Origin of the sequence: Stenotrophomonas maltophilia, assembly GCF_013464485.1 — a bacterium.
GTDB lineage: Bacteria > Pseudomonadota > Gammaproteobacteria > Xanthomonadales > Xanthomonadaceae > Stenotrophomonas > Stenotrophomonas maltophilia_AW.
Genome location: NZ_RAUX01000004.1, coordinates 87124 through 103246 on the forward strand (window position 1 = coordinate 87124; position 16123 = coordinate 103246).

At 51.4% G+C, this 16123-nt stretch carries 22 protein-coding genes; 16 read left to right on the forward strand and 6 right to left on the reverse strand.

Features of this window, described 5'->3' with window-relative positions:
• Positions 1 to 27 precede the first annotated feature (27 nt).
• Positions 28 to 888: a hypothetical protein gene (locus D7Y61_RS02110; protein ID WP_180864798.1), complete on the reverse strand. Its 861-nt coding sequence runs from the start codon at positions 886 to 888 to the stop codon at positions 28 to 30.
• Between the two features lie 177 nt (positions 889 to 1065).
• Between D7Y61_RS02110 and D7Y61_RS02115 the strand changes: the two genes are divergently transcribed.
• Together D7Y61_RS02115 and D7Y61_RS02120 are read left to right on the forward strand one after the other, a co-directional pair.
• Positions 1066 to 1539 carry a hypothetical protein gene (locus D7Y61_RS02115; RefSeq protein WP_180864799.1) on the forward strand — a complete coding sequence of 158 codons (474 nt, stop codon included), beginning with the start codon at positions 1066 to 1068 and terminating at the stop codon, positions 1537 to 1539.
• 121 nt (positions 1540 to 1660) lie between these two features.
• A complete protein-coding gene (locus D7Y61_RS02120; protein WP_180864800.1) occupies positions 1661 to 1903 on the forward strand; it encodes a hypothetical protein in 243 nt (80 codons plus the stop codon).
• 26 nt (positions 1904 to 1929) lie between these two features.
• Here the strand turns inward: D7Y61_RS02120 and D7Y61_RS02125 are convergent, their stop codons facing one another.
• The 3 genes from D7Y61_RS02125 to D7Y61_RS02135 are packed head-to-tail and all read right to left on the reverse strand — an operon-like array spanning position 1930 to position 6472.
• On the reverse strand, positions 1930 to 2709 hold the full coding sequence (locus D7Y61_RS02125; RefSeq protein ID WP_180864801.1) for a hypothetical protein: 780 nt from the start codon (positions 2707 to 2709) through the stop codon (positions 1930 to 1932).
• A 9-nt stretch (positions 2710 to 2718) separates the two neighbouring features.
• On the reverse strand, positions 2719 to 4905 hold the full coding sequence (locus D7Y61_RS02130; RefSeq protein WP_180864802.1) for a YadA-like family protein: 2187 nt from the start codon (positions 4903 to 4905) through the stop codon (positions 2719 to 2721).
• Positions 4871 to 6472 (reverse strand): type 4 pilus major pilin, encoded by a 1602-nt coding sequence (locus tag D7Y61_RS02135; RefSeq protein ID WP_180864803.1) that lies wholly within the window; start codon positions 6470 to 6472, stop codon positions 4871 to 4873. Before D7Y61_RS02135 ends, D7Y61_RS02130 begins: the two co-directional genes overlap by 35 nt.
• A 197-nt stretch (positions 6473 to 6669) precedes the next feature.
• On the opposite strand from D7Y61_RS02135, the gene D7Y61_RS02140 reads away from it, so the two are divergent.
• From D7Y61_RS02140 to D7Y61_RS02165, 6 genes are all read left to right on the forward strand, one after another.
• Positions 6670 to 6852 carry a hypothetical protein gene (locus D7Y61_RS02140; RefSeq protein WP_180864804.1) on the forward strand — a complete coding sequence of 61 codons (183 nt, stop codon included), beginning with the start codon at positions 6670 to 6672 and terminating at the stop codon, positions 6850 to 6852.
• Positions 6849 to 7289, forward strand: a complete 441-nt coding sequence (locus D7Y61_RS02145) for a hypothetical protein (protein WP_180864805.1) — start codon at positions 6849 to 6851, stop codon at positions 7287 to 7289. The genes D7Y61_RS02140 and D7Y61_RS02145 overlap by 4 nt, the downstream gene beginning before the upstream one ends.
• A 76-nt stretch (positions 7290 to 7365) precedes the next feature.
• Entirely contained in the window at positions 7366 to 7944 is a 579-nt protein-coding gene (locus tag D7Y61_RS02150; RefSeq protein WP_180864806.1) for a ParA family protein, read from the forward strand.
• A gap of 5 nt (positions 7945 to 7949) precedes the next feature.
• A complete protein-coding gene (locus D7Y61_RS02155; protein ID WP_180864807.1) occupies positions 7950 to 8456 on the forward strand; it encodes a hypothetical protein in 507 nt (168 codons plus the stop codon).
• Positions 8457 to 8556: 100 nt separating this feature from the next.
• Positions 8557 to 9120 carry an H-NS family nucleoid-associated regulatory protein gene (locus D7Y61_RS02160; RefSeq protein WP_180864808.1) on the forward strand — a complete coding sequence of 188 codons (564 nt, stop codon included), beginning with the start codon at positions 8557 to 8559 and terminating at the stop codon, positions 9118 to 9120.
• Positions 9121 to 9394: 274 nt separating this feature from the next.
• A complete protein-coding gene (locus D7Y61_RS02165; RefSeq protein ID WP_180864809.1) occupies positions 9395 to 9733 on the forward strand; it encodes a hypothetical protein in 339 nt (112 codons plus the stop codon).
• A 24-nt stretch (positions 9734 to 9757) separates the two neighbouring features.
• On the opposite strand, the gene D7Y61_RS02170 is transcribed toward D7Y61_RS02165, so the two are convergent.
• On the reverse strand, positions 9758 to 10447 hold the full coding sequence (locus tag D7Y61_RS02170) for a hypothetical protein (protein ID WP_180864810.1): 690 nt from the start codon (positions 10445 to 10447) through the stop codon (positions 9758 to 9760).
• 162 nt (positions 10448 to 10609) lie between these two features.
• Between D7Y61_RS02170 and D7Y61_RS02175 the strand changes: the two genes are divergently transcribed.
• From D7Y61_RS02175 to D7Y61_RS02185, 3 genes are all read left to right on the forward strand, one after another.
• Positions 10610 to 10996, forward strand: a complete 387-nt coding sequence (locus D7Y61_RS02175; RefSeq protein ID WP_180864811.1) for a hypothetical protein — start codon at positions 10610 to 10612, stop codon at positions 10994 to 10996.
• Positions 10993 to 11364 (forward strand): hypothetical protein, encoded by a 372-nt coding sequence (locus D7Y61_RS02180; RefSeq protein ID WP_180864812.1) that lies wholly within the window; start codon positions 10993 to 10995, stop codon positions 11362 to 11364. Before D7Y61_RS02175 ends, D7Y61_RS02180 begins: the two co-directional genes overlap by 4 nt.
• Positions 11365 to 11562: 198 nt before the next feature.
• A complete protein-coding gene (locus D7Y61_RS02185; protein ID WP_180864813.1) occupies positions 11563 to 12012 on the forward strand; it encodes a hypothetical protein in 450 nt (149 codons plus the stop codon).
• A 60-nt stretch (positions 12013 to 12072) separates the two neighbouring features.
• On the opposite strand, the gene D7Y61_RS02190 is transcribed toward D7Y61_RS02185, so the two are convergent.
• Positions 12073 to 12822 carry an HNH endonuclease gene (locus tag D7Y61_RS02190; protein WP_180864814.1) on the reverse strand — a complete coding sequence of 250 codons (750 nt, stop codon included), beginning with the start codon at positions 12820 to 12822 and terminating at the stop codon, positions 12073 to 12075.
• 348 nt (positions 12823 to 13170) lie between these two features.
• Here D7Y61_RS02190 and D7Y61_RS02195 point away from each other — a divergent pair, with 348 nt between their 5' ends.
• From D7Y61_RS02195 to D7Y61_RS02215, 5 genes are all read left to right on the forward strand, one after another.
• Positions 13171 to 13614, forward strand: coding sequence for a hypothetical protein (locus tag D7Y61_RS02195; RefSeq protein ID WP_180864815.1), 444 nt, complete (start codon positions 13171 to 13173; stop codon positions 13612 to 13614).
• 206 nt (positions 13615 to 13820) lie between these two features.
• Positions 13821 to 14252 carry a hypothetical protein gene (locus D7Y61_RS02200; protein WP_180864816.1) on the forward strand — a complete coding sequence of 144 codons (432 nt, stop codon included), beginning with the start codon at positions 13821 to 13823 and terminating at the stop codon, positions 14250 to 14252.
• Positions 14239 to 14721: a hypothetical protein gene (locus D7Y61_RS02205; protein WP_180864817.1), complete on the forward strand. Its 483-nt coding sequence runs from the start codon at positions 14239 to 14241 to the stop codon at positions 14719 to 14721. The genes D7Y61_RS02200 and D7Y61_RS02205 overlap by 14 nt, the downstream gene beginning before the upstream one ends.
• A 131-nt stretch (positions 14722 to 14852) precedes the next feature.
• Positions 14853 to 15137 (forward strand): hypothetical protein, encoded by a 285-nt coding sequence (locus tag D7Y61_RS02210; RefSeq protein ID WP_180864818.1) that lies wholly within the window; start codon positions 14853 to 14855, stop codon positions 15135 to 15137.
• 239 nt (positions 15138 to 15376) lie between these two features.
• Positions 15377 to 15958, forward strand: a complete 582-nt coding sequence (locus tag D7Y61_RS02215) for a hypothetical protein (protein WP_180864819.1) — start codon at positions 15377 to 15379, stop codon at positions 15956 to 15958.
• Positions 15959 to 16123: the final 165 nt, after the last annotated feature.

A 16123-nucleotide genomic window follows, 5' to 3' on the forward strand; every position in this document is an offset into this window, starting at 1 on the left:
GTTGCTTGTCTCTGTTCAACCCTCTACCTATTGAGACTTCAAGCCCAGCTGGAAGGCCTTGTGCTCCAACTCTTTGGCAGACTTCGCAGTGTTGACCGCGATATCCATGTCAAATCCAGCGCCGGACGGTGCGGCGGGCCCGAACCCCAGCGCGCTGGACTGCTTCTGAGCAGCATCGCGACGCTGCGCCGAAGCCAAGCTTGCTTCCAACTGTTTGGCATTCTTCGCTATGAATGCGCCCATTGCCCACGCGCAACGTTCTTGCGTCGTCATTCTTGAAAAGCCGGTGTTCACTGTCGCAGCGTATTGAGCAATGAGCGGTGCCGAAGATTTTTGAAGCTCGCTCTGCGATATCGATGCAGTCAGCTGTCTCTGATACGCGCGAATCAGCTTTTTCTGTGCTTCATCAACGTGCCCGCCTTGGCTATCCCTTAGCAGCTTTTCTTGTTGTTGAGTGGAACGTGCTGCCACGCCTTGCGCGTTCCTCTTCAAGCCCTCCAATCGCGCCATGTGTGCGGAGAACTCAGGAAGCGCTTCGAGATCATCCTCCTGGCCAAAAACGTAGACGCTAACCATGGCGACTGCCCCAGCCGGAGCCCCGCAAAGAACGTCGTCCGGACTAGCCGTGTAGACAGGAGTGCTGCCTATCGTTGTCTGTTTTGAAAGAAGCAGGGCGTAGTTTGCCGGAAGGGACTTCAATCCGTTTCGTTCTGCGTAATGATGAACCTGATTGCTGATATCGCTATCGGCCTTCATCATCGTCGTCCAGAACATCAACGCTGGCAGACGGACTGGGGCAGGTTGTGCAGTGGCATGAGTCGCTGCGGTGGTCAAGACGCACGTCAGAATCGACGCATGAATGGCGGCTCGGCTGATTTTTAGGCTCACGCTAGTTCCATAGCAGTAATAGGCCGGTTGTCGGCCATCCTGGTTGAATGGTAGCACGCCCCTAAATGGGAGTTGGCCTGCGTTATCGTCCCGAAAAAGTTTAATGAGCGCCTGGGTTGCGCGATTGCACTTCCGATCTATATTTAGAGTTCAACCTTTAAATATACGGAGGCATTTATGAGTAGTGCGACTACCCCAAAAGAACATCGAAAGACCGCTCCACCCCTGTTGGACAAATCCCGAATCTCGGAATTCAAAACGAAATCCGCTGCGATCAGAGCCTGGGACTTGATAGAGAAAGAGGACCGTCTGCCATCCATTCGTGCAGCCGTGTTGTTCGAAGCAAGACAAAAGCCCGACACCTACCTTGATGACCGCCCTAAGGGCGAGATCAACGAGGTAGGTGTCTGGATTCCAGACCCGGCAGAAATGAGTGAAGAAGAACGACTGTCGCTGACCGCTCCAACGGTCGATACACCACAGGCCTACTTCTATTCTTGTCTTTCTATCCATCACTGCGCACTGCGCTACCAAAGCTCAGTCATTGATGTGCGAGCGATTCAGCTCATTGCCTCACTGTTGAACGTTTCGTTGGAGCAAAGCGCTTCGCGAGTTCATCAAGAGATTTCCAAGCTCACCCGCGTTCTTTAAAGCGGAATAATTTCACACTTTTACAGAAAGACGGGTTGACGCCCGTCCTTTCTGTTTTAAGTTCAAAGAAGGAAGCTAGTTTTCCGCTTCCTTCCTCCATTACACAAACAAGGAGTCACTCATGTTCAGTTTAATTCGCGCAGCCGCGTGCTGTGCCACTCTTCTCTTCGTTCTCTATCATCCCAAGCTCGCGTTCAAAGATCGAGCCTTCCAGGCACTCGACACGATAGCGATCAGCATCGCTGAGATCACTGGTCAACAAGTCAGGTCGCCAACTTCCTACAAAAGAGTCACGGCTGCTGCCGATGCGGGCGAGGACTTCTACGAAGCCATGATTTCGGGCAGAGCTTACGAGAATCAATAAAAAAGGGGCCGAAGCCCCCTCTCGCGTCAGAACGATTCCGCTCCGCTCAGCTTCTTGTCACGCTCACGCATCTGAACGTTTGATGCATCAGACCGGAAGATGATCAGACCTTGTTCGTGATTGAGCATACCCACGTATTGGATCGAGATGCCTTCCAATGCCCAAAAAGCCTCTACGCTGTCGTAGCGAGCGCCGAACCCGTTTTGAAGCTTCTCGACGTTCGTAGACGTGGGTTGGCCCCACTTCGCAGCCAACAGTTCATAGATCTCTTGCTGACGGTCAACGCCCTGCGTTTCAAGCGTCACGTCTTCGATCTTGCCAGCTATCGTTGTGACTTTGCCAACGAAGTAGATGCCATCCGGAATGGCTTTCCGACCGAAATTGACCTCAACCGACGTGTTTTGCGGCATCTCGCCAAGTTCCAGCTTCAACTTGCCGCCCTGGTCGAAGATGCTGGCTTGCCAGCACGGGGTGTTTGCGGGCTCATACTTGTATCGAATCGAGCCGTAGGCGCGCTCTTTCTCGCACTCTTGGAGGTTCGCAGCTTGTCCAAGCTCGATGCCGCCAATTTGCTTGGACGGAAGCTCTTTGACCGGAGTAGGTTGGGACTGTGGAGAAGCGTCAGAGGTCTTTTCGCTCTGCTGATTGCACGCAGAAAGAGCGATGAGAAGGAAAAGTGGGGAGAGTCTTTTCACTGTGTAGTCCGTTACGATGCCGGTAGATAGAACGCATTTCACACCAGGGGCTTCGCGATAGCAAGCCACAAAAAAGGGAGCCGAAGCTCCCTTTGGATGATGCATTTTCATGTCGTTCTCTTAGTCAAGAATGATGCTCATGCCGACGCCACCCATGGGTTTCGTACCGTTGCCGCCGAAACTAAGACCCGCTGAGAAGCTCACCTTTTCGCTTGTGCGAACGCGGTAGCCCACAGCCATGGCTGACGCTCCACCGTTGAAGCCAACACCCGCCTGAATCGCGACTTTTCCAACTGGCAAGCCTGCACCAGAAGCAGCCATCATCGACATCGCTGCGGTTTGAGCCCCCAAGCCATTGAGACGCTTTTCAATGCCATCGAAGCGACGATTTGTGGCTTCCCACTTGTCGTTCAGTTCGTTTCGCAAGTCGTAGATTTGTCCGCCGTTGACCGCATCAGTTGAGCCTTGTTCGATGCGGGCATCAGCAACCTGCGACACTCGGCGTCCGCCAACTGCAACCTGGTTGTCTTCCGTCGTTCTGGTCTGATTTCCTAACGCTACTGAGTTCTCGTGCGTTGCTTCTGCCACATTGCCAACTGCTGTTGAACCCTTAGCACTGGCACTCGCACCCGTTCCGACCGCTGTTGCTCCCTCTTGCAATGCCCGAGAATTGCCTCCAACGGCTGTTGTCGCTTCACCGTTTGCTACTGAGCCACCCCCGTTCGCCGTGGCGAACTTTCCTGCGGCTGTCGCCTCTGCACCAGAAGCAGACGCATGAGCGCCGCTTGCGGTTGCGCCAGATCCAACTGCTGTCGCTCCGCTGGTGCCTGATGTCGCAACTGCACCATTTCCGACTGCAATCGCGTTGTCCCCAAATGTGACAGCGGGTGTGTTGTAGCCGTTGGTCGTGTCATCCGAGATCGCGATGTAGGGGTTCTCCTTTGCACCCTCGCCACCGCTCAGGCCGTCTTGACCGTCGCGCCCCGGTTGGCCGTTTTCACCAGCGGCACCAGCAACTCCAGGATCTCCCTTGTCACCCTTGTCACCCTTGTCTCCTTTGAGACTCGCAAGCCACTCGCGTTCTGTGCCTTCGTAGCCGTATTGCTGAGCCAATTCATACGCTGAGTAGCCGTCTTGTCCAGCACCACCGTTGCCTGCTCTCTCTATTCGTTCGTCCAGATTGTCCAGTGCACTGCTGATCGTTGTGTGTGTGCTGTTGTCTCTGAAATACCAAGCAGGGCTCACGAGGTTGCCGTTTTCAAAGCGAGTGCCGCCACCGATGATTCGCGCCACACCTGCAAGCTGCCCCATCGCCGCCGCATCCGTGTCTCTCACACCATTGGCGATGTTCGTCAAACGATTGTCGCCAAATGCGGTCGTTTTGGACTCAACACACATTGCTCCCGCGCCTACGGCTGTGCAGTCGTCAGCAAGCGCGCTTGCGCCTGCACCCAACGCAAGAGTGCGGCTTCCTTGAACACCCGCGTTCTTGCCGAACGCTGCGGCGTCCGTGATTTTTCCACTGGCGCTGTTCGCGTAGATATTGCTTCCGACGAACACAGAATCAGTCACAACCACACCGCTGGCATCCAAGAGATTGCTGTTTCCTACAATGGCGTTGTTGCTGCCCTTTATGCTGTTGTCATTGCCGAACACCGCGCTTGAAACGCTGCTCGCTGCTGCGTTGTCGTCAGTCCTGATGACGTTCCGGTTCCCGTGAATGTTCGGGTCGTCCATGACGCTGTTGAGCATGATGGTCTTGTTGTCGTTACCGACAATATTGCCTCGAACATCTCTGTTTCGATTGCCGAAAATATTCGCGGACGTTGCGTTGTTCTCATTTCCAAACAAGTTGACGTAATCGCCTGCACCCACGGATTGCGTTCCGATGATGTTTCCGTTGCTGCCGTAGCTTTGGCCCGAATCAGTGCCGATCACAACGCCGCTATTCGACTTGACGTTTTTGCCGATTCCTACGCCCCCGTTGTTCGCACAGATGATGTCGCTCTTCGCATTGACGCCAATAGCCACCCCGTCCGGACAGGCTCTCACTTCCTCTCCGATTTGCACCGGTTCTGCGGCGTTTGCGGCAGACATAGATAAAAGAATCGCCAGGGCGATAGTTGATAACGCAAATTTGTTTTTCATTGAATGCTCCAGTTTTTTTGTTGGACATTCTTTATTTCTAACACTGAATTCCAATTTGACAAGAGCACTCAAAGCCGGTTTTGCAGCAGATGACGCAAGAGAGGTTTGGCGTGCTGCGCACAAGTCAGCGAACCCGGTAAAGAAGGCGAATTCCGCCATTGATCACAGTGCCGTCTGAGGTTCCGAAGGTTCGGAAATCGATGTCCACCAGTTTTCCATTAAAGTTCAGCGTGCGGATCTCCGAGTAGTTGATAGAGTTACCAGGGCTGGGCGTATTCCCGTTTGCCGATTGATAGAAGCCTTGCGTAGAACCGTTAAAAGTAAAACTCACGTTTGCCCACGCCCGGACCGGCCCGTAGCTCTGCGGCCAGTCGCTCGATACGCTGGCAAGGGTGGTCCAGTCCGAACTTTGAGCAAGAACCAAGCCTTCTTGGATGGTTCGAGTCGTGTTTGTGTTCGAGATGAAGAGCTTGCCGCTCGCAACCGTCAGGCCCTCTGTTTTGCACGCGCTCTCATCTTTCGAGAACACCTCACCTGTCTCCGCCCAGGCCCACTCGGTGTAGGAGGGGGAGGGGAGAGTGGTCTGGCCCGCAGGGCACGAATAAGAGACGTTACGTGTTCCTTTAAGCCGCGTCTGATACGTCATTGAGCCCGTCATGCCAGAAGGGCAGGAGCCGCTTCTGTTCACCGTTTGATACGTCTCCTCTTGCGCGCTTCCGGGACAACTCTGACAGCTGCTTCTGTCCGTTTCCCAGTTCGTCCATACAGGTTGCCCCCACGCTTCGGGACACGTCTTTTGACGCGTAGAAGTTGCATTCCCATAGCTGCCAGCAAGGCAGACCGCTGGCTGAGACTCAAACGAAGCGCTGCAAAGCGCTGGGGCGGTGGGAGGAACAGCGGGAAGAGGGATGGGCTCGGGGAGTGCCGGCACAATCGGAGCCGGGGTTGGATCTGCAGGAAGAGCGCAAGAGCCAATCAGAGACCAGCACTGGGGAAAGGTCGTCGCTTCCCACACTTGGTTGCTGATGCCAGGGCAAGAAGGGAGTGCGGGCTTGGGACCACACTGCGGCACGTAGGGGTGAACGGGTGTGGCTTCCTTTCCACCCGCCGCCGCTTCTGGATTGGTTAGGCCTGGGCCCTGAGGCGGGTTCTTCTCCGTCTGATCTCGCTGAGGAAGGTTTAAAGGCGTGGCAATGAACTGCCCAATTTTCTCGTTGTAATAGACAAAGCTGACAACGCGAGCGCTTGCGCATGCTTTCGTCAACGCGGCAACGTCCAATCGATCGTTGTTGTTCTTGAAGATGCTTATTCCATCAATCACGACATCGTAAGTATTGGGCGCATTTGCAGAGACGAAATCTGAGCAACTTGCAGAGCTGACGTTCGTGTAATCCAGGGTAAATGCATCCCCAAAGTGCCGGATGCCAAAAGGCTGTGCATCAATGACGCCGCCCCATTCGTTTCGTATCTTTCCGTTTTGGAATTGCCCCGGCTTGATGAAGCGCTCTTCAATCAGGCGCTCACTGCTGACGCCTTCATAGCTGCCTACGATTCCAAAAGCTTGGTGGATCTCCGTCGCCAAGTCGTTGAGCCTTTCGCTCTCCGCGCGCGTCTGCGCGCGCGCTTTAACCGGCTGGTAGAGCACGAATGCGACAGCGCCGACCACGCTAACGATGCCAGCTGCAATGAGTAGTTCGGTCAATGAATACCCGGTTTGTCTTTTCATTCGCGTGCTCCTTTTCTCTCCTGTCTTTCCTTATTGAAAGCGATTGAGGCAAGAGCGCAAGGAGAATGTTTTGACTAAATAGAAAAATTGAGAAATATCTCTCGTTTTTCAACCTGGACAGTTTTCAGTCGTCTGTTTAACTGAATTTATGGGTAGTGCGACTACTCATAAACAAATATGAAAACAGGAGACGATTTATGAAATTAGAACATTTATATAGAAACGAAGCCGCATTCTCGCTCGAAGACAACGCTTTTGCGTTCTTCAAACAATCGCAGAAGTCGAAGCGCGATGAACGCAGAAGCTTGAAGCAGCGTTATGACCGAAAAGCGCCCAGGGAAAACCCGTTGGATGCAGTAGTGCAGGGGGTGTGGGAATGAACTACTCATACCTGCTACTGCCAGCTGTGCAGACCAAACGACTCGACGTAGTGAAAGCAGCCGTTGGAACAGCTGTCTTGCACCGGCCTCAGCACGACTTCATCAACGACGCCGATTCCAGGGGATTTGCCGCATTGGCACTTGCCAGCGTTTTGTGGACCCAAGAGCAAGACGCAAGAGCACGAGAAGAACTGGATGCGATTGTGGCGTTTCTGCTCGACTTCAAAGCCAACCCATTCCAAGAGGTTGGTGTAACCCTAGTGAAGCGTTATCACGCATGGAGCGGTCGAAAAGAGTTCGAGAGACGACCCGGTAAGACCATTGCAGAGATCTGCGGAGGCCGAATCCCGCCAGCATTAAAAGCCTATATCAAAGCCGATGCAGAGCGCGTCCCGGTGCCTGGAAAACGCATTGAAGAGCAAAAGGAGGCCGCGTAATGTTCACCATCCTCCTCATCCTAACTGTTGTCTTCGCTTTGATCATGGGTTCGATTCAACCGAATAGAGGTGACTCATGACCGTCCGCCTATGTCTGCTTTCCGCGAAAGGCGGGGTAGGGCGCACTACCCACAGTCTTGCTCTCGCTAGTTACTTCGCTGAGGTGGAAAAGAAACGCGTTCTCCTGATCGACCAAGATCCTCAGGGCAGCGCTCTCGCATGGTCAGCTTTGGCTGATGAAACGCCTTTCGTCGTGGCTCGCTCTCGAAGCAAAGGCTTCCATGTGGAAATCCTCGATACGCCTCCGCGCCTCAACGACAACGAAGTCCTTCCGGACGCTGATCTCTACATCGTCCCCACCGCCTTGGATGCCGTTTCATATGTTGTGTTCTTGCGCACGATTGACCTCTTAAAGCGGAAAAAGAAGCGCTTCATCGTCGTTGCGAATAGGGTCAACAAAGCGAGAGCAGAGCATAGGGAACGGCTGTCAAGCACCGAGTTGAAAGGCGCTGTTGTCATCCCGGACAGAGCCGGGTTTTCCCGCGCGTATGCGGAGGGGACAACCATCTACCAAATCAAGGGGAGAGGGGTTCGACACGTCCAGTTCGACACGCTCTCCATCGTCAAAAAAATCAAATCAGAGGTGAACGTATGAAAAAAATGAAAGACCTGTCTGCTGCACTCACTGTCGTGCATCAGAGCAGACACGACGCAGTGATGCATGAGCGCCTGGAAGACGTGTTGCCAGGGGATAAGGTGGCAGCAGGGGACGAGCCAGCGCGGAAGACCTATTTCCAGTTCGAAGAAGGCACTGTATCCCGCAGAAATGCGCACACCGGGAAGCGAATCCACTTGGTTCTAGGAACACCAGGAGATCTGGTTTCGAAGCCTTCTCTTCATGACTACCGGACGGACGAAGGCAAGCGGGCGAATCGAATGATGATGACCGTTCCGCCGAAGCTTCGGGAGCAGCTCCGAAAGCTGACCGGCGCTGAGTTCGACTACGAGGTCCCTATTGCGACTTCGATCATTGCTTTGGCGTCATATGTCGCCCAGAAGCTTGTTGATGAACGCAAGTGCTTGACAGTAAAGGCATGGGAGGATGAAAGGAAAACCCAGCGGCAGCTTTACAGGCGAGTCGTGAAGAAGCGAAATGGGCGCAATTAAAGAAAGACCGACTTCTTTTGAAAAAGGGCTTGCTAAAGTTTGGCGAGCCCTTTTATGATCCATTTCGTAGCTCGTTCCCACAACTTTGGAATTAGAAGAGATGGCAAACAAGAACCCGTCGCACACTCCGACTCCCTCGACCACGCCGAACAAAGAGAACGCGGGAAAGCCGGAACAGACTCCGGTGCCTACGCCTCATCCGACTGCGACTCCCACCCAGTCGAGCAAGGCAAACGAAGACAGTCGCACTTTGGAGCAGTTGGAACAAGAGGCGCAGGAATTGCGCGCGAAGATCGCCGCAATCGAAGAAGTGAAGAAGGGGAAGCTGGCTGCTGAGGCGGAAAAAGCTTTTAACGACGTTCTTGCATCGATTCGTCAGTTCGCTGAACACTTCAATGCAGACCAGGTTGATGAGATCGTTGAGGAGATCTACGAGCGCAGCGCATCTCAGAGTGCGAGTGTTACGAAGAAGACCACCAAAAAGACGGTGCGGAAGTCTGCTGCTAAGAAGATCGCTCGCAACGTGAAAAACTATCAGCTGCCGACCGGTGAGACCTACGGCGGCAAGGGGCCTACGCCGCAAGCATTCAAGGATTGGGCTGAAAGTGCCGCAGGCAAGAAGTGGCGTGACCAGAATCCGGGTCAGAAATGGCCGTCTGCCTGATTCAGCCAGAAATTCTTGCCTAGACTAAGCCCACCGAAAGGTGGGCTTTTTTGCCTTAAAAGAAGCGCTAAGAGCAAAAGCCTGGACCGCTGGTGCGGTTGCGCCTAGGGCGCGGCTCCGCCCTGAATTGTGGGTAGTCTGCCTACTCATGATGGAACTTTTTCACAAATTTTTGTTTTAGTCGAAAAGCGCGTCTTGCGTGTTTTTCTCCGTGTCTTAGGGTCTAAGTATGGAATGAATTTTCATCTCTACCCCTTAAAAACCGGAGAACAATATGAACACCACTACTTTCGCACTCAACGTTGCCGACAGCTTCTGGCCCCATTTTGGAGACGGGCTCATGTTCGCATTCATTGCGATCTCAGCTGTAATGCTCTTTGTCATCCTCTACAAAGACACGTCATCGAAGAAACTCGCACAAGGCTTCTTGAAGGCTCGCGAAGTGTCTTCCATGATTCGTCCAGGTCAGCGTTACGAAGGCACTGATCACAGCGTGCACTACATCGCTACCGACCGCCGCAGGCCGTTTTTGGTTGTGACTAAGCACGCTGAGTTCCTCTGCGACTTTGACCGTTTAGCGCGGTTTTACGCGGGCGAGAGGTTCTTCTTATGAAGCATTCCGGTTCGGCATCCCTAGTTACCAAACCTCTGATTGCGTTCCATCGCCTTGAATTACCGTGGTGGTCATAGACACTGAGAGGTGAGGTGCCCCTCCCAGGGACGGAGGCGACTGAGTATCGTGCATCGGGAAGAGGTTCGATATGTCCCGATATACAGCGTCGATCAACTTGTATAGAGCATCGAACCCCATCGTAAGACCTCGAAGCCTCATTCCGTCGCCATTGTCAGACAGCGCCACGAGGATTGGACCATCGCCGGTTTGTCCTGCGGCGATTTGAGAGTGCATATGTTCCTGCTGCCTGCGAAAAGCATTCAGGGACTGCTGCTCGCTATCTAGTGCCAGGACGAATGCGGATGTCATTTCCCCTTTTTTTGACAAAGCGCGGATACAGGCTATCGCCTTTTCAAGCGACGTGATGCAGTCTTCCATTGCGAACGCATAGTCGAAAATGGGCAAATATCGGCCCTTTGCCATCTCGGCAGAGGACCTTTGGCCCTCACTTACCTGGTCAAGTATCAACGACCTCGCTTCGTTGTAATGACGGGCCATTTTCACAAGGCAATGCACCAGCCAGGAACGCCACTTCCTTTTTTCGGTTGACACCTCTGGTTCTGGAATAAATATGTTCATCATCAGAGCATGTGCGCGAAGGCCTTCAATGTTTAGATGAAGCGGTGGCATGCCGCAATGTGTCGGTATGGTCACTCGGCGTCTCCAATATTGTGAAATATTACCGGTTTTGCGTTTTAGTCTAATCTGGTTCGCCAATCGCTATTGCCAAATCTCCGTTCCGGTTTACATTGATTTTAAGGAAGTCATTTTAACGCTTCCTCCTTCAATCTCATAGAAAAACACGGAGCAGAACTCATGAACGCGATTGCACAACAAGAATCATCAAAGCACTACATCAGCGAAAGAAAAATCATCAGCGATTTGCACGTCCTATTTAATGCGTCAGCGGCAGGAGGCGCACGCGTGTCAGACAAAGCGGTGGTATACAGCGCAGAAGCGTTCGCCGACTTCTTCGACTACCAAAGCTTTGGAGATATGCATCAAGCGATTTACAGCAAAGAGCTTGAAGAGGTGCAGATCTTTAAAGGCTTGCAAATGGGCAGATACCGCTTCTTCTACGTCTCCAAAGACAGCAGTGCGGTTTACGGCTTCTACTCAGCTCACGACAAGTTCTTTCAAGAATTGATGCGAGAAGAGAGAGCGCTGAACAACCACTACTTTTTAGAAGAGTGTGTCGTATGAGACCGCTCTTCGAAGAGATGCCGATTCAAAGGCTTTCTTGCTTGCTTCCTAGCGTTCGTCTGCATGCAAGCCTGGACGCCGATCTGAGAGCACTGGCGGCGCTTCAACAGAAGTCGCTGGTGCAAGTCATGCGCAACATTCTTTATCACTACTTGCAGATCGAAGAAGAACTGATGCGGCTGGAAATCGAAGATGCTCCCATTCGACGTTCTGCGAAACAGGAACAAGTGATGAGCCAGAAGGTGAGTGTCACCGAAGAAGTCAAAGACGCTTTTGTTCAACGTGCCCAGGTTCTCTATCTTCCGCAAACAACAATGCTACGAATGATCTATGAAGCCGGGGTTGAGCGGTGGAAGCGAACCCTGTGAAATCAACCGCGCACCTAGATTAAGGGCTCCACTAGATATGGGGCCTTTTTTATGTCCCAAATTTGTGAGATATGCCCAGTTTTTCAAATTGATTCTTTTATTTTGCATTAATGCTATTGCCAGATTCGATTTCTCGTTTACCTTTTAATTAAGAGGCTCATTTGACTCTGTCCCCACTAAAAACAAAAGGTGAACACTATGACGTTAGAAATTACAGATATCGCAGAAGCACGAATCTTTTTGAAGCAATACAATGCTTATGCAAAACTCACAGATTCCGAAAAAGAGGCTGCTTACAACGGGGCCATGAAATACAGAAGAAGACAAGAGCGCACTGAGCACCCGACCGGACATTTCGACAAAGCTAAACGGTTCTATCCTGATGCGGCTGAAAGCCCAGGAGGCATCATTCAACGGACCATTAGAGAACCTAGCCGCGCATGGCCGTTCAGCTACATGGTTGCTTGTCGCTCTCTTACGCACTGCTGCTATCTAGAAAGCGCTGACGTAAAGCACGCTCGATTGGTTATGAAACTTCATGATATTGCAGTAGACGAGACTGCTGAGTCGTATGCGGAATTCATCTCACAAATCGAAGAGGCATCCGTCGATGCCCTGGCGCTTACAAAGCCACCGAAAAAGGCCTAATCCAATGCTAGCGTCACCCTCTATAAAGCCTCCTTCACCGGAGGCTTTTTTTATGCCTAATCAAGCATCACCAAGTCTTCGATACGCGTCTTTCAGCAAAGTGAGTTCAACATCAGCCCGCCCCAACGTTGTCAGCTGGTCCGTGTCTCTGAGCATCATCATCTCTTGCCTTTGCCGCTTGCTAATTCCCCGGACTGGCGTCTTCTTCTTAGCGCGCTTCAACTCGCCCAAGGTGCCACTTGTGGGTAGTCCGACTACCCAGCAGTTGAGCGCAGCCAGCACGCTCTTTGCTCTTTCGAGATGTTGGGCTGGAACACGCACACTTACTTCGCTCGCTCGCTCTTCAACCACTGCCGCAAGCTGGCTTCGCAGGACTGCCAGCGCGGCTCCGCGTCCATGCTGCTCACGATCAAAGACCAGGATGTCCCCATCTAGGGCGACTCTCACTCGCGGACTCTTCCAGCGCTCTTCCAGTGCTTTCCTGAGCGTCTTTCGATTGACTGAGTAAGCGACAGGCAGTTCGTGGTTCTGCGCCTGCTCAGCCGCTTCTGCGCGCTTCACCAGCAAGCCTGGAACGTTCTTTGGCAACACGCGGTGGAAAGGCATAGCAAGCCACCCAGCAAGATCTGACTGGCTCTTGCTTCCCAGGCACTCATTGCACGCGAGAACAATGCCTGCGTCCTTCGAACCACCAACCTGCACAGGGATGAGTAGAGAGCTTTTCGCTCTTCCGGGAAGCGGCGCATCGCAATACGCGCACAAGCCTTTCTGTTGCTCTCTCAAACTTCGTCTGATCCACGTCTTTGCCATAGCGCTTCTCCAATTAAAAAATTCATAATTAATTGGTAGCACGTAAGTCGATTCTGACAAGAGCAAAAGCCAGAAAAAGCGGCTAAATGCAAAAGCCTGGGAGCTGTCGCTCTATTGCGCCCATGGCGCGGCTTCGCGCTTTTACGGGCTTATTAAACTTTTTCAGTCCAATCCCTTTCTATCTTCAACTCCATGTTCCTTACACCCCGTCACTTCCAAAAACGTGAACTTATACCGCTTTCAATATTTGACCTCACTTCGCTATTGCCAAATTCGATTTCCGTTCTAGTCTTGAATTAAGCGATTCATTTGAGTCTCTTCCATTCACAACGAAAAAAGGAAATGCACATGAGAAAAATTGTAGAGAATGAAATCAGTTACACATTTATTGAAGAAGTGCTGTTCTTGACGCTGCGTGGGGACCGCAAGAAATTGAAGCGAGAGTATCGAATCGCCAAAGAGTTGGCTTGCACCATCATTAAAGAAGTTGAGCCCGGAGGAAACTTGGCATGCGTGTCTTGGTTTGAAGACGAGGAACTTCGCGGTCTGCCTTTTGACACGTTCCTTGTCGGGAAGAAGCGTCAGGGAGACAAAAACAAGCTCTTTGTCCAAGCCGATGGGAAAAAAATATGGGCAGAAGGAGCGGAGGAAATCGTTCTCTTCATTCTCTTTCAAAAATGTAAGGGGTCACCCAGCTTTTCGCCATACGAAAGAACGATCCGAAATGTGATGTTCGCGAAAACCAACTCGAAAAACCCCGGTTTTTCAGTTATCGCAGAGTGGTTGAAATGAAAGCCTCAGTCGAACAAGCCCTCGCTAAGAGGGCTTGTTTATGGGCGTTGGGGTTGGAAAAGTTTAATAAGCGCCTGGAACCAAAAGCGTGAACTATTCCCGCTTTTGAATTTTCGTGCTGGTTCTGCTCTTGCCAACTCTCAAATCCGATCTACTCTCAAAAGACAGGACTCATTTGAGCCACAATCCAACAAACAAGGAGAGCTATGAAAAGAAATCTACAACCGAAAGACGAGCAATTAAACCGTGTTGCCCCCAACCCCCGCGTCAGCTTTCAACTCAATGAAGATCTTCGTGATTGGAGCGCAGAAGCCGAGTGCCGAAAAGCAAAGCTGCAGCGTCAAATCATTCAGCACTATTTGAACAACTTTGATGACGAAGAGCTGCGGCTTGAATTGCATCTAGCCGAGACCGAAGAGTCATATGAGGATAACCAGAATCAGGCTGGCACCTGGTTGCAAATGACGCGGATCTCGAAAGAAGACCAAGCTGCAATTCGCTTGCGCGCTGACGCACTCGACCTTTCGAGAACAAATATGGTTCGGCTGATGATGCAAGCTGCTGTGAGGCGTTGGAAAAAAGCAAAGCGAATACAACTCAATTCTTTAATCAAAGGAGATCGGCATGAGAGATATTAGTAAAAGACCCAAAGCCCCGATTCTGACAGAAGTGAAACGCCGCCTTTCGGTTTGTCTTCCGCTCGCCCTAGTTCGCATCTTGAACGAAGAACAGAACCGGGTCGAGATAGCCGTCAAGGACGCGCTCAAACAACTCGATTCAAACCGTAGGCTCGAATCGGTTCAGTTGGATAGCTCTGAACGCTTCGCAGTCAAGCAAGAGCCTATCGTCATCACCAAAGAAGGCGAAGACCGCTACCTCGTTCGCGATGCGTGCTCTGTCTATGCTGACAAGACGCGCGTGTCTTGCGTTGAAGACATTGTTCTTTACCTGATGTTTTCCAAGCTCAGGCTATACGCGCCAGACCTCGCAGCTGACATTCGGATGTTTGAGCGGAAAAGGCTGACGAAGCAAGAGTATACAGTGCTCGAAAAACGCCAAAGACAACTGGAAACCGAATTGCGCTATATCCGCCAACGCTTGGCGTAAATTCAGTTAAAAAACGAGAGATATTTCTCAAATTTTCATATTGACTGTAAGGGGTCGATTGACGAATTCGGAATTTGAATTACGCTTTAATTAAGAGGCAATTTTGTCTTGAACTCCAAAGGAAAACAATCATGAAAACATTAATCACATCAAAGCAAATCGCTGACAACCAATTCGTCTTCGTCGCTGAACTCGCTTCAAAAGGTGGTGGCAAGTTCAAACACCCAGGTGTGCTGCGACTGATGAAGACGGACAAGAAGGGGTTGGAAACGTTCAACCAGCATTCGCGCATCATGAACAACAAAGGCTACGAGCAAATCGACTACGAGAATGTGGATTTGAGATGCAAAGGGTCACGCTCTGGTTACGCTAAAAAGCTGTTGGCGTTGGTTGAGCAGATGAATGCAATCCACTGAGAAGGAGGAGGCATGAAATGCCTGGACTGAGAAGCCCCCGATGACGGGGGCTTTTTTATTGGGTGAAGAAAAAAAGACGCTTATTAAACTTTTTCTGGTTCTGGAATTGAAAATTGGGAAGTTCTTCTCGTTTTTAACAAATGGCCTGGATTCAATGATTGACAATTGGTGGGCGTGTAATATCTTTTAATTAAGAGACTCAATTGAATCTCTTCAATTAATTAAACTTGGAGAAATATATGAATATTGAAATTGAAAAGTATGATGAACTCATTTCGGTCATCGCCCCCTACAACGCTGCTTTCATCGCCCAGGCGAAGAGGATCGGAGGGAAGTGGGACGGTGGTGACAAGTCGTGGAACTTTGACATCAAGCTAGAAGAGAAGGTAAGAGCGCTCTGCTTGCAGTTTTATGGGACTGATGGCCTGAAAGTTGACCTTTGCCTCATCGAGGTCGATTTAGAAGCGAATAAAGAACAGTGGCAAGGCCCCTTAACCCTTGCGGGCCGGGTGCTCGCCTCAGCTAGGGGACGGGATACGGGAGCAGTTCTAGGCAATGGCGTCAGCGTTTTGAAGGGATGCTTTACCTCAGGAGGCTCTCGACAAAACTGGACGACTGCCGTTGGACCTAACGGGGTCACCGCTTTGATTCGAGACTTCCCTAGGGCCGCAGCAGAAGCGCTGATCGCCAGAGGGGAGATTCCGGTTCGCATCGTCGAAGACGCTCAGAACGACAGAAACAACCTGATAAGCGAGAAGGAGCGACTGCTGGCACGTCTTGCCGAAATCGAGGAGTTGCTGCAAGAGGAAGAGGTTGCATAACAGGGAGAAAGGCAATGCTTGCCTGGAACTAAAAAGCCCTCGTTACTGGGGGTTTTTTTATTGGATAGAGGAAACGAGGTGCTTATTAAACTTTTCCGCACCCGTTCTCTATTTGATTTGAGTGCAAATAAATGATACGTACTTCTCAGTTCCAACAATTAATGC

Coding starts and splice junctions, on each gene's coding strand:
- D7Y61_RS02120 (WP_180864800.1), top strand. CDS start 1,661: ATGTTCAGTTTAATTCGCGCAGCCGCGTGCTGTGCCACTCTTCTCTTC.
- D7Y61_RS02195 (WP_180864815.1), top strand. CDS start 13,171: ATGAGAAAAATTGTAGAGAATGAAATCAGTTACACATTTATTGAAGAA.
- D7Y61_RS02190 (WP_180864814.1), bottom strand. CDS start 12,822: ATGGCAAAGACGTGGATCAGACGAAGTTTGAGAGAGCAACAGAAAGGC.
- D7Y61_RS02205 (WP_180864817.1), top strand. CDS start 14,239: ATGAGAGATATTAGTAAAAGACCCAAAGCCCCGATTCTGACAGAAGTG.
- D7Y61_RS02210 (WP_180864818.1), top strand. CDS start 14,853: ATGAAAACATTAATCACATCAAAGCAAATCGCTGACAACCAATTCGTC.
- D7Y61_RS02200 (WP_180864816.1), top strand. CDS start 13,821: ATGAAAAGAAATCTACAACCGAAAGACGAGCAATTAAACCGTGTTGCC.
- D7Y61_RS02125 (WP_180864801.1), bottom strand. CDS start 2,709: ATGAAAATGCATCATCCAAAGGGAGCTTCGGCTCCCTTTTTTGTGGCT.
- D7Y61_RS02160 (WP_180864808.1), top strand. CDS start 8,557: ATGGCAAACAAGAACCCGTCGCACACTCCGACTCCCTCGACCACGCCG.
- D7Y61_RS02150 (WP_180864806.1), top strand. CDS start 7,366: ATGACCGTCCGCCTATGTCTGCTTTCCGCGAAAGGCGGGGTAGGGCGC.
- D7Y61_RS02155 (WP_180864807.1), top strand. CDS start 7,950: ATGAAAGACCTGTCTGCTGCACTCACTGTCGTGCATCAGAGCAGACAC.
- D7Y61_RS02115 (WP_180864799.1), top strand. CDS start 1,066: ATGAGTAGTGCGACTACCCCAAAAGAACATCGAAAGACCGCTCCACCC.
- D7Y61_RS02180 (WP_180864812.1), top strand. CDS start 10,993: ATGAGACCGCTCTTCGAAGAGATGCCGATTCAAAGGCTTTCTTGCTTG.
- D7Y61_RS02130 (WP_180864802.1), bottom strand. CDS start 4,905: ATGGCGGAATTCGCCTTCTTTACCGGGTTCGCTGACTTGTGCGCAGCA.
- D7Y61_RS02145 (WP_180864805.1), top strand. CDS start 6,849: ATGAACTACTCATACCTGCTACTGCCAGCTGTGCAGACCAAACGACTC.
- D7Y61_RS02215 (WP_180864819.1), top strand. CDS start 15,377: ATGAATATTGAAATTGAAAAGTATGATGAACTCATTTCGGTCATCGCC.
- D7Y61_RS02185 (WP_180864813.1), top strand. CDS start 11,563: ATGACGTTAGAAATTACAGATATCGCAGAAGCACGAATCTTTTTGAAG.
- D7Y61_RS02165 (WP_180864809.1), top strand. CDS start 9,395: ATGAACACCACTACTTTCGCACTCAACGTTGCCGACAGCTTCTGGCCC.
- D7Y61_RS02175 (WP_180864811.1), top strand. CDS start 10,610: ATGAACGCGATTGCACAACAAGAATCATCAAAGCACTACATCAGCGAA.
- D7Y61_RS02140 (WP_180864804.1), top strand. CDS start 6,670: ATGAAATTAGAACATTTATATAGAAACGAAGCCGCATTCTCGCTCGAA.
- D7Y61_RS02135 (WP_180864803.1), bottom strand. CDS start 6,472: ATGAAAAGACAAACCGGGTATTCATTGACCGAACTACTCATTGCAGCT.